We start from the raw sequence: 15,638 nt of genomic DNA on the forward strand, positions 1-15,638 counted from the left end.
TGTAAATTAGCCCAACAACAGAAATACAGTTGGTCTATTTTGCAGGCCTACACACGCAGCTTCATTAGGGTAACGTTTGCGCCACTCGGCAATAGTCAGAGTGGTAGTCATCTCTGATTTGAGACTCAGGTCTACTCCAAGGCAAAGTAGTGTTTGCGGAGCAAGGGCGCTCAGGCAGGCCATCAGCATGGCGGTATTGCGATACGGTGTTTCAATCCAGATTTGTGTTTGCTTTAATTTGCGCGACTCAATCTCTAGTTGCTTAAGGCGGTTAATTCTTTCCTGAGCATCATGGGGAATGTAGCCTTGAAATGCAAAACGTTGCCCATTTAAGCCGCTGGCCATGAGCCCCAGTAAGATTGAGCTTGGCCCAACCATGGGCCTTACTTTTGCTCCCAGTTGATGTGCAGCCAATACCAGTTCAGCGCCTGGATCAGCCACTCCCGGGACACCTGCTTCCGACATCAGCCCCACGTCATGACCCGCCAGCAAGGGCTTTAGAAGTTCGCTAGGTTTGACTGCATCACCATACTTTGCGTTACGCGTTGCACCACGCCACTCGCTCATTTGCATGGTTTGAATCGAGCACGCCAAAGGGGAGATAGTGTCAACTGCTTTTAAAAAGGCGCGCGCTGTTTTAGCATCTTCCACAATCCAATGAGTCAATTTAGCTGTTTGCAAAATTGTTTCATTAGGCAGAACCCAGGGCAATTGCTCCACTCGAGAATCCTCTCCCAAGGTGTTGGGAATTAAATATAAGGTTCCAAGTGAATGACTCATGAATTTGTTTCTATATTGGATTTTTTAGGCGGAATGGAAAATCCCGCATTACGTAATAAACCACTTAAAGCAATCAGGGGCAAGCCAATGAGCGCCGTCGGGTCATCACTCTTAATGGACTCCAGCAGGGAAATTCCCAAGCCTTCTGATTTGGCGCTACCAGCGCAATCATAAGGCTGCTCTGTTAGCAGGTAGGATTGCAAAACATCATCCGGTAGTTTGCGAAATGTGACTGCAGTTGGCACGCATAAGGTGGTGTGCTGATCACCTTTCATTAAACATAAGGCTGTTTGAAAAGTCACATCCGAGCCACGCATAAGTTGTAATTGCGCCATAGCCCTCTCAAAATTGCCTGGCTTGCCAATTGCGGCGCCACAAAGATCAGCCACCTGATCCGATCCTATCACCCAGGCATCCGGATGTGATTGCGAAACGGCTGCTGCCTTAGCTGTTGCAAGGCGCATCGCTAAAGCTAGGGTGCTTTCCCCGGGTAGCGGGGTTTCGTCAACCTTTGGTGAGATCACTTCAAAAGGAATGCCAAGACGGCTGAGTAGTTCCCGGCGATAAACCGATGTGGAGGCCAAAATGAGCTTGGTTTGAGAGGAATTGGGCATAACAACTTCGACTTTCTTAGGTGGCTTCATTTAGACTAATGTCATGAATCGTAATCAAGTTTTACCTCAAGTTGCACTTCCAGCCGATCCAGGCGCTTTGCGAAGGGTCGATCTTTCGTCCTCTCAAGCCTATCGAGGCGAGGGTTTCTTGGCAATTTCAATGCTGGCAAGGCTGGCACAAGAGGTTTCTACGATTGACTCTAAAGACGGAGTTAAATGGGAGGCGGAAACGTATTTTGAGGATTCTCCTGGGGAAGAGCCTAAGCAGTACCTCAATTTAGCTCTAAAAGGGCATCTCCATCTGCTGTGCCAGCGTTGTTTGCAGGATTACCCTCTCGAGTTAACTGAAAAGCGGCAATTTGCCTTGGTGGCTAGTGAAGAGGAGGCAGATGAATACCCAATGGACGATGACCTACTGGAGCCTTTGGTAGCTAGTCAGTATTTTGACCTTCTGGGAACGATTGAGGATGAGATTTTGTTATCTTTACCCTTAATTCCCAAGCATTTGGATGGCCAATGTGAGGCATATATCACGACATTTGGCGATGAGGAGCTAGATTTGGAAGCATCCGAAAAGCCAGAAAATCCTTTTAACATATTGAAAGATATAAAGAAAAACAAATAAACCGCCTTTTCCGCCTGGCGGGGTGTCAAATCTATTTCAACAGTAAATCAAGCGCTTAGCGAGTTTTTCATGCTAGAATATTGCCTTGCTTAGGAGTTCAATATGGCCGTCCAACAGAATAAAAAATCACCTTCAAAACGTGGCATGCACCGTGCACACGACTTTTTAAATGCACCTGCTACGGCTGTTGAAGCCACAACTGGTGAGGCTCATTTGCGCCACCACATTTCACCTAACGGTTACTATCGTGGCCGTAAAGTTGTTAAAACTAAAAACGACTAATCCCTTAGTCTAAAAAGATCGAAGCGGCTCCCGAAAAGGCCGCTTTTTTCTTGGATAAATCACTTGCAGCAGCCAAAGATTTTATGAGTGTCACTCTAGCTATTGACGCCATGGGCGGTGATCATGGGCTCGTGATTACGGTCCCTGCTTGCTGCGATTTTCTAGAAAAACACAGCGATGTCAAAGTCACGCTGGTTGGAGATGCTGATTTACTCAAGCAAGCATTGAGTCAATTTCCAAAAGCACCTTTAGATCGCATTCAAATTATTCCGGCTAGTGAAGTTGTTCTAATGGATGATCCCATTGAAATTGCATTGCGTCGGAAAAAAGATTCTTCTATGCGAGTGGCAATCACTCAAGTGAAAGAAGGTCTTGCGGACGCTGTCATTTCCTCTGGGAATACAGGTGCCTTAATGGCAATTTCCCGCTATATCTTGAAAACCCTTGACGGCGTTGATCGTCCCGCTATTGCCACAGCCATTCCAAATGAATTGGGGAGTGGCACCACCATGCTTGATCTTGGTGCGAATGCTGATTGTGAGCCCATGCATCTGCTGCAGTTTGCGCAAATGGCCAATGTCATGGTGCAAGTAGTGGATGGAAAAGAGAATCCTACTATTGGCCTTTTAAATATTGGCGAAGAGGTGATTAAAGGCAATGAGGTGGTGAAGCAGGCCAGCGAGCTTTTACGTGCCAGCGGTTTAAACTTTTACGGTAATGTAGAAGGAAATGATATTTTTAAAGGCACCACTGACATTGTTGTCTGTGATGGTTTTGTGGGTAATGTAGTCTTAAAGGCGAGCGAAGGCTTAGCTAAGATGATGAGTGGTTTAATTCGCCAGGAATTCAATCGCTCATTGATAACCAAGTTGATGGCCTTTTGTGCAATGGTTCCGCTCTTGCGGGTTCGCAAGCGCGTAGATCATCGTCGCTATAACGGCGCTGTTTTATTGGGCTTACGTGGTTGCGTAATTAAGAGTCATGGCTCAGCAGATCGCTTTGCATTTGGCTTTGCATTAGAGCGTGCTTATGAAGCCGCTAAAAATCACATGGTTGAGCGGATTGCTACAGCCTTTGTTGTGGAGACAAAAGAATGACCGTGTACTCAAGAGTGCTAGGGACCGGCAGTTATCTTCCGGCTGAACGATTAACGAATCATGATTTAGTTGAGCGCCTTGCCAAGATTGGTCTGGAGACAAGTGATGAGTGGATTAAAACCCGTAGTGGAATTTCAGCGCGTCACTTTGCCGCTGCAAATGAGCTAACCAGCGATTTGGCAGTGAAAGCGGCCCAGGCAGCTTTAAAGAGTGCCGGTATTGAATCTAGCGATCTTGATTTGATTATTTTGGCTACCTCAACACCTGATCATTTGGGTGGTTTTCCCAGTACTGCTTGTGTAGTGCAGGATAAATTAGGTGCACACAATCATTGCGCTGCATTTGATGTCCAGGCAGTCTGCGCAGGCTTTACTTATGCCTTAGCAATAGCCGACGCATTTATTCGTGTTGGGACCTATAAAAAAGTAATGGTTTTAGGCGCCGAAACTTTTTCACGCATATTAAACTTTCAAGATCGCACTACATCCGTTTTATTTGGGGATGGCGCTGGCGCTGTGATTTTAGAGGCATCTGCCGAGCCCGGCATTCTGTCCGCAGCCTTGCATGCCGATGGAAGTCAACGCGACATTCTGTGTGTGCCTGGCCGAGCTACTAATGGCGGGGTTGAGGGTGCTGCATTTTTAACCATGGATGGTCCTGCTGTCTTCAAGCTAGCGGTCAAAGTATTGGAGCAAGTGGCGCATGAGGCATTGGAAAAAGCGAATCTCAAGTCCGAGCAAATTGATTGGTTAGTACCACATCAGGCGAATATTCGAATTATGGAGGGCACTGCCCGCAAGATGGGCATGTCCATGGATAAGGTAATTGTGACGGTGCATGAACATGGCAATACCTCTGCCGCATCGATTCCTCTTGCTTTGGATGCCGGTATTCGCTCGGGTCAAATAAAGCGTGGCCAGCACTTGCTTTTAGAGGGCGTTGGCGGTGGCTTTGCGTGGGGCGCTGTCACCATTAAATACTAAGTGCAGTCTCTAGAATTTATTCATTACTACATCCTTTAACCGATCTATTTATATGATATTTGCTTTTGTATTTCCTGGCCAGGGCTCCCAATCAGTTGGCATGCTCAATTCCATCGCAAGTCGCCCAGAAGTAAAAGCTACTTTGCAGGAGGCCTCCGATGCTCTTGGTGAAGATGTTGCAAAGTTAATTGCTGAAGGGCCAGCAGAGGCGCTCTCACTAACTACGAATACACAGCCAGTGATGTTGACTGCTGGTGTAGCTTTTTTTCGGGCCTGGGTTGCGGCTGGTGGTGCATTGCCTAAGGTGATGGCGGGTCATAGCCTAGGTGAGTATTCAGCCTTGGTTGCAGCCGGTGTTATTTCATTTAAAGATGCGGTACCGTTAGTGCGATTTCGTGCTGAGGCTATGCAAAATGCAGTTCCCGTTGGAACTGGTGGCATGGCTGCCATATTGGGCTTGGATGATGCCGCGGTTATTCAAGTATGTGCGCAGGCAAGTGACCAGTCAGGTAGTGTGGTCGAGGCGGTGAACTTCAATGCTCCCGGCCAGGTTGTGATTGCTGGTGCAAGTAGTGCAGTGACTAAAGCATGTGAGTTGCTCAAAGCTGCTGGTGCTAAACGTGCACTGCCATTGCCAGTATCCGCACCATTTCACTCCTCCTTGTTAAAACCTGCCTCTGAGAAATTAGATGCTTATTTGGCTGGGATTGAGTTTAAAGTGCCCGCCATTGCTGTAATTAATAACGTGGATGTGGAGGTGCTTAATGACCCTGCAGCAATTAAAGAAGCCCTAGTGCGTCAAGCTGCCAAACCCGTTCGTTGGCATGAAACGATTCAAGCGATGGCTAAGCAGGGCGTCACGCAGGTAGTCGAATGCGGACCAGGCAAGGTGTTGGCTGGTCTTACAAAGCGTATTAATGATCAACTTACTGGCGTGCCAGTATTTGATGAAGCCAGCCTGAATGAGGCCTTGGCTCATTTGAAATAGGAACAGAAAAATGAATATCGACTTAAGCGGACAAATTGCTCTAGTTACCGGAGCTTCACGTGGTATTGGTCAGGCCATTGCCGAAGAATTGGTCAAGTGCGGAGCTAAGGTAATTGGAACGGCAACCTCGCCGGATGGTGCAAAAGCAATCAATGCGCGTCTAGAGTCCAGTGGCGGTCGTGGCGAGGTTCTCAACGTGACTGACCCCCAAGCCTGCGAGCAAATCATTGATTCAATCGTCAAAGATTTTGGTGGTATCTCTATTTTGGTCAATAACGCTGGTATTACACGTGATCAATTGGCCATGCGTATGAAGGCCGACGAGTGGACGGACGTGATTGATACCAATTTAAGTGCGGTTTTTCGATTGTCTCAGGCGGTGATGCGCCCCATGATGAAGGCGCGCGCCGGCAGAATTATTAATATCACCTCTATTGTTGGCCATATGGGTAATCCAGGGCAGGCGAATTATGCTGCTGCAAAAGCGGGTGTCTCAGGCATGACCCGTGCCTTGGCGCGTGAAATCGGTAGCCGCAATATCACCGTAAACTGTGTTGCCCCTGGTTTTATTGATACCGACATGACCCGTGCTCTGAGTGAAGAGCAGCAAAATGCCCTAAAGGCGAATATTCCGCTAGCCCGCCTGGGTAGCCCGGAAGATGTCGCTCAGGCGGTGGCCTTTTTGGCCTCTCCTGCCGCAGGATATATCACTGGTAACACACTACACGTCAATGGCGGACTCTATTTAGCCTAACGGCAAAGCAAGGATTTATTCAATTTTTGGCGGATTTTTCTGATTTCTTCTGCCAAGCTGATAAAATCCTTCCATCGTTTTTACAACCCCTGGGGAAATTAATGGACAACATCGAACAACGCGTTAAGAAAATCGTCGCTGAGCAATTGGGCGTCGCAGAAGGAGACATCAAGAATGAATCTTCCTTCGTGAACGACTTGGGCGCTGACTCTCTTGACACTGTTGAGCTTGTAATGGCTTTGGAAGATGAATTCGGAATCGAAATTCCTGATGAAGAAGCTGAAAAAATCACTACTGTTCAGCTCGCTATCGACTTTGCTACTTCTAAAGCTCAGGGTTAATTCCCTTTGCTATAGCTAATTTTTAGTTATTACTGTGTCAGCATCAAATGGCCGACGCCGGGTAGTAGTCACCGGCTTAGGCCTTATCTCACCAGTTGGAAATTCGGTTGACGCCGCTTGGTCTAATTTGCTTGCGGGCAAATCAGGTATTGCGACGATCACTAAATTCGACCATGCTCCGCTAAGCGTTCATTTCGCTGGAGAGGTGAAGGATTTCAATGTTGAGGAATATGTTTCCGCCAAAGAAGCGCGCCACATGGATACTTTTATCCATTACGGTATTGCCGCTGGTACGCAGGCTATTCGCGATAGCGGTCTTCAAGTAACAGAAGAAAATGCTGAGCGAATTGGCGTGATGGTTGGCTCTGGTATTGGCGGTTTGCCAATGATCGAAGAGACCAGTGCTGAATTGTTGGCCCGCGGCCCGCGTCGTATCTCCCCCTTCTTTGTGCCTGGCTCAATCATTAATATGATTTCTGGGCACTTGAGCATCTTGTTTGGATTGAAGGGTCCCAATGTAGCTGCTGTGACCGCTTGCACAACAGGCTTGCACAGTATTGGCTTAGCTGCCCGCTTGATTCAATATGGTGATGCAGATGTGATGGTGGCTGGCGGCGCAGAATCCACTATCTCTGCTTTGGGTGTAGGTGGTTTTGCTTCGGCCCGCGCTCTATCCACTCGCAATGATGATCCGGCAACGGCATCACGCCCTTGGGATAAAGATCGTGATGGTTTTGTTCTTGGTGAGGGTGCTGGCGTAGTGGTTCTTGAGGAATATGAGCATGCAAAAGCACGTGGTGCAAAGATTTATTGCGAGCTTTTGGGTTTTGGCATGAGTGGTGATGCATATCATATGACAGCACCAAATATGGATGGCCCACGCCGTTGTATGGTTAATGCTATGCGCGACGCCGGTTTAAATCCAGATCAAATTCAGTACATTAATGCGCACGGCACTTCTACCCCTTTGGGCGATAAGAATGAGACCGCTGCAATCAAGGCTGCCTTAGGCGATCATGCCAAAAATACCTTGATTAATTCGACCAAATCGATGACTGGTCACCTTTTGGGCGGCGCTGGTGGTTTGGAATCTGTTTTTACAATTCTGGCTTTACATCACCAGAAATCCCCGCCAACCATCAATATCTTTAATCAAGATCCTGAGTGCGATTTAGACTACTGCGCTAATACAGCACGGGACGTAAAGATAGATCATGCCGTTAAAAATAACTTTGGTTTTGGTGGAACAAACGGCACCTTGATTTTTGGTAAGCTCACCTAATATTCTTTACATTGTTTATTAATTGGTTTTTACCAAGTGGGTTAATTAGCATGATAAAAAAGTACTTCATTGCACTCTTGGCGGCCTTAAGCCTAGGGAATTTCTCATTTATTTCCAGTGTATATGCGCAAAGTCCACGCGTTTCTATTCCTGATTTTGCTGATTTAGTTGAAAAAGCCAGTCCTGCAGTAGTGAATATTCGTACCACTGAAAAGGTGGTAGTGCAGCAAGCGCAAGGTGGTTTCCCTGGGATGCCTGATGATCAGGCAGAGTTCTTTAGGCGTTTTTTTGGGGTACCTATCCCTGGAATCCCAAGCGCTCCTAAGCAGCCACCCGCAAATCAAGGTCAGCCGCAGGAAGCTGATCGGGGTGTGGGCTCCGGTTTCATTTTTGATGCCAATGGTTTGATTCTGACAAACGCCCATGTGGTTGAAGGTGCTAGCACTATTTATGTGACCCTCACAGATAAACGTGAGTTCAAAGCCAAGCTCTTGGGGTTGGATAAGCGGACTGATGTTGCTGTGGTGAAAATTGAGGCACACGACCTCCCAAAATTGCCTTTAGGGGATTCATCTAAGGTTAGGGTGGGTGAGTGGGTGTTGGCGATTGGATCGCCATTTGGACTTGAAAACTCAGTTACCGCAGGTATTGTTTCGGCTAAGAGTCGCGATACCGGGGACTATTTGCCCTTTATTCAAACGGACGTCGCAGTCAATCCTGGGAACTCTGGCGGCCCCCTTCTAAATACCGCTGGTCAAGTAATAGGAATCAATTCGCAAATCTTTAGCCGCTCGGGCGGTTATATGGGAATTTCTTTTGCTATTCCAATTGATGAGGCAATGCGAGTGGCTGATCAGTTGCGCACTAACGGTAAGTTGGTCCGCGGCAAGATTGGGGTTGCATTGGGCGATATGACTAAGGAGGTGGCTGAGAGCTTGGGCCTTGGTAAGCCACGCGGCGCCTATGTACGCAATGTGGAGCCTGGCGGCCCTGCTGCATTAGGTGGGATTGAGTCTGGGGATGTCATTCTGAGCTTTCATGGCAAGGAGATTGCTAAGTCGACTGATTTGCCACGGCTAGTTGGGGAAATCAAGCCTGGCACAGCGGTGAATGTTCAAGTTTGGCGCAAGGGATCTACGCGCGATCTGACGGTCACTGTTGGAGGTGATTCTGAAGTGGCTGCTACAGCGAGCAAGAAGCCTGAAGCTGGAAGTGCTGCCGGTGGCAGCGCCAACGCTCTCGGCGTGAGCGTTGGCGAGCTCTCAGATGCCCGTAAGAAGGAATTAAATATCCATGGAGGTGTCGAGGTTATCGGCATTAATGATGGTGCTTTAGCTCGCTCTGGAGTGCGTCCGGGCGATGTCATAGTCCGCATTGCTGACGTAGATATTTCGGGAGTGAAGCAGTTTGAGTCCCTTGTGAAGGGGCTGGATTCCAATAAAGCGGTGCCAGTGTTTGTCCGACGTGCCGATAGCACTCTGATTATTCCAGTCCGGCCAAAGTAAGCCTAAATGCCCTAATTTAGGGCAAATAATTGGGTTCGGCGCCTGCAGGGCGCCACCCATTACAATCCTACCAAGACGACTTTTTGCAGCGCATCATTGTGGTGCGTTCTGACAAGGCGTTTTTTGAATGACCTAATAAGACGCCATGGATTTAATCCGCAATTTTTCTATCATCGCCCATATCGATCACGGTAAATCTACTCTTGCTGATCGCATTATTCAGTTGTGTGGCGGTCTTTCTGACCGTGAAATGGAAGCCCAGGTACTCGACTCGATGGATATCGAACGCGAGCGTGGCATCACCATCAAAGCGCAAACAGCCGCTCTGGCTTACAAGGCAAAAGATGGCAAAACCTACAACCTCAATCTAATTGATACCCCGGGGCACGTCGACTTCTCATATGAAGTGAGTCGCTCCTTATCGGCCTGTGAAGGCGCTCTCTTGGTGGTGGATGCGAGTCAAGGTGTAGAAGCGCAAACAGTTGCTAACTGCTATACGGCGATTGAGTTGGGTGTTGAGGTCGTGCCTGTATTAAACAAGATTGATCTGCCACAAGCAGATCCAGAGCGAGCAAAACAAGAAATTGAAGATGTGATTGGCATTGATGCATCAGATGCCATGACCTGCTCTGCTAAAACAGGTGTAGGTGTGATTGACGTGATTGAAGAGATGATTCGTCGCGTACCGCCTCCTAAGGGGAGTGCGACAGATCCCCTACAGGCCCTGATTATTGATTCTTGGTTTGATAACTACGTTGGCGTAGTGATGTTGATACGCGTAGTCAATGGCACCCTAAAGCCCAAAGACAAAATTACATTGATGGCCAATGGCTCGAGTCATCTTGTTGAACATGTTGGCGTCTTTAGTCCAAAGTCGGTAGATCGCCCGCAGTTATCTGCTGGACAGGTAGGCTTTGTGATTGCCGGTATCAAGGAGTTAAAAGCGGCCAAAGTAGGCGATACAGTGACCCATTCTCCAGGTCAACAAGGCCGCGTTCCAGCGAGCGAGCCATTACCTGGTTTTAAAGAGGTGAAGTCGCAAGTTTTTGCTGGCCTGTACCCAGTCGAGGCAAGTGAATACGATCAACTGCGCGAGTCGCTTGAGAAGCTACAGTTAAATGATGCCTCTCTTTTATATGAGCCAGAGGTATCGCAAGCTCTAGGCTTTGGCTTCCGTTGTGGTTTCCTGGGCTTGCTGCACATGGAGATCGTGCAAGAACGCTTAGAGCGTCAATACGGCATGAACTTGATCACCACGGCGCCAACCGTGGTGTATCAAGTTGAGCAATCGGATGGCACGATTTTGATGGTAGATAACCCATCCAAGATGCCTGAGACCAGCAAGATCAATACCATTCTTGAGCCAATTGTTACCGTCAATCTCTACATGCCGCAAGAGTATGTGGGCGCGATTATTACCTTGTGTGTTGGGAAGCGCGGCATTCAGACGGACATGAACTATTTAGGTCGCCAGGTCAAGCTTACTTATGAATTACCGATGGCTGAAATCGTGCTCGATTTCTTTGACAGGATGAAATCCATCTCACGTGGCTATGCCTCAATGGATTATGAATTTAAAGAGTACCGCCCTGCGGATGTCGTCAAAGTCGATATCTTGATTAACGGCGAACGTGTGGATGCACTGTCAGTGATTGTCCATCGAAGTAACAGTCAGCATCGTGGTCGCGAAGTCGTGGCTAAGATGCGCGGCATCATTCCAAGACAAATGTTTGATGTAGCGATTCAGGCGGCTATTGGTAGCAATATCGTGGCACGTGAAAACGTGAAGGCTTTGCGTAAGAACGTATTGGCCAAATGTTATGGCGGGGATATCTCTCGTAAACGCAAGCTTTTAGAGAAGCAAAAAGAAGGTAAGAAACGGATGAAGCAGGTCGGAAATGTGGAAATTCCACAGGAAGCCTTCTTGGCTATTTTGCAGGTAGATGATTAATGAATTTTGCGCTAGTTCTTTTTATTTTGGTCCTTGTGTCTGGTGTTGCCTGGCTTGCAGACCGATTTTATTTCGCACCACAAAGGCGTGTTGCAGGCATCAATCAAATGCCCTTATGGCTGGAATACACCGCTGGTTTTTTCCCAGTCATTTGTGCGGTGTTCTTGTTGCGTTCGTTTATAGCTGAGCCATTCAAGATTCCGTCTGGATCAATGATTCCGACTTTGCAGATTGGCGATTTTATTTTGGTTAATAAATTTACTTATGGCATTCGTTTGCCGGTAATTAATCAAAAAGTGATTGAATTAGGATCTCCTAAACGAGGCGATGTAGTGGTATTTCGTTACCCACGCGATGAGTCAGTTGATTACATTAAGAGAATCATTGCTTTGCCTGGCGACACAATTGAATACCAAGACAAGCGTTTAAAAATTAATGGCCAGCCATTGCAATATACCGGAGGCGAGTCTTATCTTGATCCGGAAAATATGCGCTATGCAAAGCGCTATACCGAAACTTTTCCAGCTGACTTGGGTGGCAACAGTCACTCCATTCTGAATGACCCAGAGCGTCCTGCGGGCAATTTTCCGAGCGAGCGTTTTCCTGGCTTTGAGAACTGCCAGTACCAAGCCTCTGGAGTGATATGCAAAGTACCTGAGGGTAACTATTTTGCAATGGGTGATAACAGAGATAACAGCGCTGATTCTCGTTACTGGGGATTTGTGCCGGATAAAAATATTGTTGGAAAAGCCTTCTTTGTATGGCTCAACTTAGGTTCTTTAAGTCGCATTGGCAGCTTCGATTAGGCATATGAACGCGCGCGCTGTTATCGAAACCGCACCATTGCAAGAGCGCCTCGGCTATAGCTTTAAGAAGGCTGAGTTGCTCAATCAGGCTCTCACGCATCGCAGTCATAGCAAAAAGAATAATGAGCGTCTAGAGTTTTTGGGCGACTCAATTTTAAATTGCGTGGTTGCTGAAATGCTCTACGAACGCTATGCAGATTTGGATGAGGGCGATCTCTCGCGCGTCAGGGCCAATTTAGTAAAACAACAAGCTTTATACGAAATTGCCCAGACACTTTCTTTATCTGACTACCTTCGCTTGGGTGAGGGCGAATTAAAGAGTGGTGGATTCCGCCGCCCATCTATTTTGGCTGATACGCTTGAGGCAGTTACAGGCGCAATATTTTTAGATGGTGGGTTTGATGCTGCTAAGACATGCTTGCGCAAACTGTATTCTGTCATTCTGGCTAATGTAGATCCAAAGACTCTAGGTAAGGATGACAAAACCTTGCTTCAGGAGTATTTGCAGGGTTATCAGTTGCCGCTGCCAACCTATAACGTGACTGGTACTACTGGTGCGGCACATAACCAGCAATTTGAAGTGGAGTGCCTTATTCCCAGTCTGAAAGTCAGCGTAAAGGGTGAGGGTGCTTCTAGGCGTGCAGCTGAGCAGGCGGCTGCCAAACTTGCTTTAATGGCAGTACTCAAGGCATTGCCTCAAGAGTCACGTAAACCAAGGAAAACTCGGTCGGCCAAGAAAAAGGCTGCAAAAAAAGAAGCGACCGAAGAGCAGTTAAATCTTAAGCTGAAGGGCTAATCGTGTTTAGATGCGGCACTATCGCCATTGTTGGGCGCCCCAATATGGGTAAATCGACCTTGCTCAATGCACTGGTGGGTCAGAAGATCAGCATTACTTCCCGTAAGGCTCAAACTACGCGCCATCGAATTCTCGGAATCCAGAATCGCGATGATGCTCAATTTATATTTATTGATACGCCTGGGTTTCAAACACGTTTGATGAATACCTTGAACAAGGCCTTAAATCGTACAGTGACTACTGCGCTGCAAGATGTCAATGTGGCCTGCTTTGTAGTTGAGGCTGGGTATTTTGGTGAAGATGACAAAAAGGTCTTAAAGTTATTACCTGCGGATTTGCCAATCGTGTTGGTGCTTAACAAGCTCGATTTATTTAACAGTCGCTTTCAGACCCCTTCTGAGCGAGATCAGGCTTTATTGAATTTCATGAAAGAAATGAGTCGCCCCTGGAGTGAATTGGGTGGTCATGAAGATCAGAATCAATGTGAGTTTGCTGAGATTGTCCCAATGAGTGCCAAGAGTCCACCCGATATTGCGCGCCTGCTCGATGTCTTGGAGGGATATTTGCCTGAAGGTGAGCCGGTTTACGATGGCGATACGATCACTGATCGTAGTGAACGATTTTTGGCGGCAGAGATTCTGCGTGAGAAGGTGTTTCGCTTTACTGGTGAGGAGTTGCCCTACACGAGTACTGTAGTGATTGATCAGTTCAAGATGGATGGCAAAATGCGCCGCATTGCTGCAACTATTTTGGTAGATCGTGATAGCCATAAAGCAATGATCATTGGTCAAAAAGGCGAGCGTCTCAAAAAGATTTCGACTGATGCGCGCATTGATATGGAAAAGTTATTTGACGGGAAAGTCTTTTTGGAGACTTGGGTCAAAGTAAAACGCGGCTGGGCTGATGATCGTGCAGAATTGCGGGCGCAAGGCCTAGAGTAAAAAATGGCCTCCATTCGTGTAACTGACGAACCCGCTTTTGTATTACACAGCATTCCTTATAAGGAAACTAGCTTAATTCTGGATGTTTTTACTCGCCAGCATGGCCGTATGGCTTTGATCGCTAAAGGTGCAAAGCGTCCACACTCAAGCTTACGTCCAGTCCTGCAGCGCTTCCAGCCGCTGCTCGTTTCTTGGAGTGGTAAATCAGAATTACGCACCCTCACAAAATCAGAGTGGGTTGGTGGTACACCTTCATTGGTAGGCGATGCTCTTCTCTGTGGTTTTTATCTAAATGAGCTCTTAGTCAAGTTTTTAGCACGTGAAGATGAGTACGAAAGACTCTACGATCACTACACTAATACAATTTTAGCGCTCTCTAACTTAGAATTTGAATCAAAGGGCTTAGAAGAAATTTTGCGCCCATTTGAGCTGACTCTTTTGCAGGAAACTGGTTATGCCGCTGCCTTGGATCGTTGTGTTGAAACCAATGCTGCGCCGGTCGCACAAGAGAGGTATGTCTATCAGCCTGAGCGCGGCGTCAGGCCTGCGCAAAGCGATGACCCTGGTCATTGGCCTGTATTAATGGGCAAATCCTTGCTGGCAATCGCAGTTGGAGATTTTTCTGATCCAGAGACACTCTCAGAGAGCAAGCAGCTGATGCGATTTTTGTTGGGACTGCATTTACAAGATCAGGTTTTAACCACCCGCCAAATTCTGATTGATTTGAAAAAAATCTAGTAATCTAGCTAAATGAGTAAGAACTACCCCCTTGAACTTGGTATCAATATTGACCATGTGGCGACACTGCGTAACGCACGTGGGACGATTTATCCAGACCCTTTAAAGGCTGCTTGCCTAGCAGAAGAATCGGGCGCGGATTTGATTACGCTGCATTTACGTGAGGATCGACGTCATATTAAGGATGCTGACTTAATTGCATTGCGTCCCTTGATAAAAACCCGGATGAACTTGGAGTGCGCGGTTACACCGGAGATGGTTGATATTGCCTGTCAAGTCAAGCCGCATGACGTTTGTCTTGTCCCAGAAAAGCGTGAGGAAGTCACCACGGAGGGTGGCTTGGATGTTGTGCGTTACTTTGATGCCATCAAGGAAGCTACTACAAAACTTGTGAATGCAGGTATTCGGGTATCTTTATTTATTGACCCAGAAGAGCGGCAAATCCAGGCCGCCAAAGATGTTGGCGCCACAGTGATTGAATTGCATACTGGCCGTTACGCAGATCTTTCTGGGGTTGAACAAGAGAAAGAGTTGGAGCGTATTCGTAAAGCTGCCCAGTTTGGTAAAAATATTGGTCTGCGGGTAAATGCAGGCCACGGTTTGAATGAGGGTAACGTATTGCCTATCGCCGGCATTGTTGAGCTATCAGAACTCAATATTGGCCATGCGATTGTTGCTGAGGCTTTGTTTAAGGGTTGGCAGCGGGCGATTACCGACATGAAGTTTCTTATGGCTCAGGGTCGAGACAAGTAAGCGCATGATCATTGGTATTGGTACAGACATTTTGCAGATTGAGCGGCTGCAGGCTGCTTATGATCGCACTCATGGTCGATTGGCTGAAAAAATTCTTGGACCTGATGAAATGATAGTTTTTAAGCATCGTCTTGCCAGAAATCACAAACGCGGCATCGCATTTTTAGCAACTCGCTTTGCAGCCAAGGAAGCTTTTTCTAAAGCAATTGGTTTGGGTATGCGCATGCCAATGACTTGGCGATCCCTGCAAACCTTAAATGAGCCAAGCGGTAAGCCGGTAACAAGTTATTTAGGCGCATTGGCAGGTTTTATGGCTGAGCGCAATTGGGAAGCGCGGGTCACGGTCAGTGATGAGCAGGATATGGCGATTGCCCATGTGATTGTAGTGCAGAAATAAGTTCA

The 15,638-nt window shown here is 47.4% G+C and carries 18 protein-coding genes; 16 read left to right on the forward strand and 2 right to left on the reverse strand.

Annotated features, from left to right (window positions below; all coding sequences use genetic code 11):
* Window positions 1-6 precede the first annotated feature (6 nt).
* Entirely contained in the window at window positions 7-780 is a 774-nt protein-coding gene (locus M2125_RS01100) for an SAM-dependent methyltransferase (protein WP_076022836.1), read from the reverse strand.
* On the reverse strand, window positions 777-1,394 hold the full coding sequence (locus tag M2125_RS01105; RefSeq protein ID WP_280741705.1) for a Maf family nucleotide pyrophosphatase: 618 nt from the start codon (window positions 1,392-1,394) through the stop codon (window positions 777-779). The genes M2125_RS01100 and M2125_RS01105 overlap by 4 nt, the downstream gene beginning before the upstream one ends.
* 43 nt (window positions 1,395-1,437) lie before the next feature.
* Here M2125_RS01105 and M2125_RS01110 point away from each other — a divergent pair, with 43 nt between their 5' ends.
* The 16 genes from M2125_RS01110 to acpS all read left to right on the forward strand — a co-directional run bounded on the left by M2125_RS01110 (window position 1,438) and on the right by acpS (window position 15,633).
* On the forward strand, window positions 1,438-2,019 hold the full coding sequence (locus M2125_RS01110; RefSeq protein ID WP_280742359.1) for a YceD family protein: 582 nt from the start codon (window positions 1,438-1,440) through the stop codon (window positions 2,017-2,019).
* A 102-nt stretch (window positions 2,020-2,121) separates the two neighbouring features.
* Window positions 2,122-2,301, forward strand: a complete 180-nt coding sequence (rpmF, locus tag M2125_RS01115) for a 50S ribosomal protein L32 (RefSeq protein WP_076022838.1) — start codon at window positions 2,122-2,124, stop codon at window positions 2,299-2,301.
* A gap of 83 nt (window positions 2,302-2,384) precedes the next feature.
* Window positions 2,385-3,398 carry a phosphate acyltransferase PlsX gene (plsX, locus tag M2125_RS01120; RefSeq protein WP_076023149.1) on the forward strand — a complete coding sequence of 338 codons (1,014 nt, stop codon included), beginning with the start codon at window positions 2,385-2,387 and terminating at the stop codon, window positions 3,396-3,398.
* Entirely contained in the window at window positions 3,395-4,381 is a 987-nt protein-coding gene (locus M2125_RS01125; RefSeq protein ID WP_076022839.1) for a beta-ketoacyl-ACP synthase III, read from the forward strand. Before plsX ends, M2125_RS01125 begins: the two co-directional genes overlap by 4 nt.
* 52 nt (window positions 4,382-4,433) lie before the next feature.
* The gene (gene fabD / locus M2125_RS01130; protein ID WP_076022840.1) at window positions 4,434-5,369 is read left to right on the forward strand and encodes an ACP S-malonyltransferase; all 936 of its coding nucleotides are present in this window, start codon (window positions 4,434-4,436) and stop codon (window positions 5,367-5,369) included.
* Between the two features lie 10 nt (window positions 5,370-5,379).
* Complete coding sequence (gene fabG / locus M2125_RS01135) at window positions 5,380-6,123, forward strand: 3-oxoacyl-ACP reductase FabG (RefSeq protein WP_076022841.1); 744 nt, start codon at window positions 5,380-5,382, stop codon at window positions 6,121-6,123.
* 101 nt (window positions 6,124-6,224) lie between these two features.
* Complete coding sequence (gene acpP, locus M2125_RS01140; RefSeq protein WP_011902246.1) at window positions 6,225-6,464, forward strand: acyl carrier protein; 240 nt, start codon at window positions 6,225-6,227, stop codon at window positions 6,462-6,464.
* 34 nt (window positions 6,465-6,498) lie between these two features.
* Window positions 6,499-7,746 carry a beta-ketoacyl-ACP synthase II gene (gene fabF, locus M2125_RS01145; RefSeq protein WP_076022842.1) on the forward strand — a complete coding sequence of 416 codons (1,248 nt, stop codon included), beginning with the start codon at window positions 6,499-6,501 and terminating at the stop codon, window positions 7,744-7,746.
* Window positions 7,747-7,796: 50 nt separating this feature from the next.
* Complete coding sequence (locus M2125_RS01150) at window positions 7,797-9,251, forward strand: DegQ family serine endoprotease (protein ID WP_076022843.1); 1,455 nt, start codon at window positions 7,797-7,799, stop codon at window positions 9,249-9,251.
* Window positions 9,252-9,396: 145 nt separating this feature from the next.
* Window positions 9,397-11,202: a translation elongation factor 4 gene (lepA, locus tag M2125_RS01155; RefSeq protein WP_076022844.1), complete on the forward strand. Its 1,806-nt coding sequence runs from the start codon at window positions 9,397-9,399 to the stop codon at window positions 11,200-11,202.
* The gene (gene lepB, locus M2125_RS01160; RefSeq protein ID WP_076022845.1) at window positions 11,202-12,008 is read left to right on the forward strand and encodes a signal peptidase I; all 807 of its coding nucleotides are present in this window, start codon (window positions 11,202-11,204) and stop codon (window positions 12,006-12,008) included. The genes lepA and lepB overlap by 1 nt, the downstream gene beginning before the upstream one ends.
* A gap of 4 nt (window positions 12,009-12,012) precedes the next feature.
* Window positions 12,013-12,804 (forward strand): ribonuclease III, encoded by a 792-nt coding sequence (gene rnc, locus M2125_RS01165; RefSeq protein ID WP_076022846.1) that lies wholly within the window; start codon window positions 12,013-12,015, stop codon window positions 12,802-12,804.
* A gap of 44 nt (window positions 12,805-12,848) precedes the next feature.
* Window positions 12,849-13,745: a GTPase Era gene (gene era / locus M2125_RS01170; protein ID WP_233126606.1), complete on the forward strand. Its 897-nt coding sequence runs from the start codon at window positions 12,849-12,851 to the stop codon at window positions 13,743-13,745.
* A gap of 3 nt (window positions 13,746-13,748) precedes the next feature.
* Window positions 13,749-14,483: a DNA repair protein RecO gene (gene recO, locus M2125_RS01175; RefSeq protein WP_277540153.1), complete on the forward strand. Its 735-nt coding sequence runs from the start codon at window positions 13,749-13,751 to the stop codon at window positions 14,481-14,483.
* 12 nt (window positions 14,484-14,495) lie between these two features.
* On the forward strand, window positions 14,496-15,236 hold the full coding sequence (pdxJ, locus tag M2125_RS01180; RefSeq protein ID WP_076022849.1) for a pyridoxine 5'-phosphate synthase: 741 nt from the start codon (window positions 14,496-14,498) through the stop codon (window positions 15,234-15,236).
* 4 nt (window positions 15,237-15,240) lie between these two features.
* A complete protein-coding gene (gene acpS / locus M2125_RS01185) occupies window positions 15,241-15,633 on the forward strand; it encodes a holo-ACP synthase (RefSeq protein WP_280742360.1) in 393 nt (130 codons plus the stop codon).
* The last annotated feature ends 5 nt before the right edge of the window (window positions 15,634-15,638 follow it).

It is taken from the genome of Polynucleobacter sphagniphilus (genome assembly GCF_029892205.1).
In the GTDB taxonomy this organism is placed as follows: Bacteria; Pseudomonadota; Gammaproteobacteria; order Burkholderiales; family Burkholderiaceae; genus Polynucleobacter; species Polynucleobacter sphagniphilus.

Bases quoted from the DNA above. Each gene is read 5' to 3' on its own strand.
- M2125_RS01100 (WP_076022836.1), bottom strand. From the start codon at position 780: ATGAGTCATTCACTTGGAACCTTATATTTAATTCCCAACACCTTGGGA.
- M2125_RS01105 (WP_280741705.1), bottom strand. From the start codon at position 1,394: ATGCCCAATTCCTCTCAAACCAAGCTCATTTTGGCCTCCACATCGGTT.
- M2125_RS01110 (WP_280742359.1), top strand. From the start codon at position 1,438: ATGAATCGTAATCAAGTTTTACCTCAAGTTGCACTTCCAGCCGATCCA.
- rpmF (WP_076022838.1), top strand. From the start codon at position 2,122: ATGGCCGTCCAACAGAATAAAAAATCACCTTCAAAACGTGGCATGCAC.
- plsX (WP_076023149.1), top strand. From the start codon at position 2,385: ATGAGTGTCACTCTAGCTATTGACGCCATGGGCGGTGATCATGGGCTC.
- M2125_RS01125 (WP_076022839.1), top strand. From the start codon at position 3,395: ATGACCGTGTACTCAAGAGTGCTAGGGACCGGCAGTTATCTTCCGGCT.
- fabD (WP_076022840.1), top strand. From the start codon at position 4,434: ATGATATTTGCTTTTGTATTTCCTGGCCAGGGCTCCCAATCAGTTGGC.
- fabG (WP_076022841.1), top strand. From the start codon at position 5,380: ATGAATATCGACTTAAGCGGACAAATTGCTCTAGTTACCGGAGCTTCA.
- acpP (WP_011902246.1), top strand. From the start codon at position 6,225: ATGGACAACATCGAACAACGCGTTAAGAAAATCGTCGCTGAGCAATTG.
- M2125_RS01150 (WP_076022843.1), top strand. From the start codon at position 7,797: ATGATAAAAAAGTACTTCATTGCACTCTTGGCGGCCTTAAGCCTAGGG.
- lepA (WP_076022844.1), top strand. From the start codon at position 9,397: ATGGATTTAATCCGCAATTTTTCTATCATCGCCCATATCGATCACGGT.
- lepB (WP_076022845.1), top strand. From the start codon at position 11,202: ATGAATTTTGCGCTAGTTCTTTTTATTTTGGTCCTTGTGTCTGGTGTT.
- rnc (WP_076022846.1), top strand. From the start codon at position 12,013: ATGAACGCGCGCGCTGTTATCGAAACCGCACCATTGCAAGAGCGCCTC.
- era (WP_233126606.1), top strand. From the start codon at position 12,849: ATGGGTAAATCGACCTTGCTCAATGCACTGGTGGGTCAGAAGATCAGC.
- recO (WP_277540153.1), top strand. From the start codon at position 13,749: ATGGCCTCCATTCGTGTAACTGACGAACCCGCTTTTGTATTACACAGC.
- pdxJ (WP_076022849.1), top strand. From the start codon at position 14,496: ATGAGTAAGAACTACCCCCTTGAACTTGGTATCAATATTGACCATGTG.
- acpS (WP_280742360.1), top strand. From the start codon at position 15,241: ATGATCATTGGTATTGGTACAGACATTTTGCAGATTGAGCGGCTGCAG.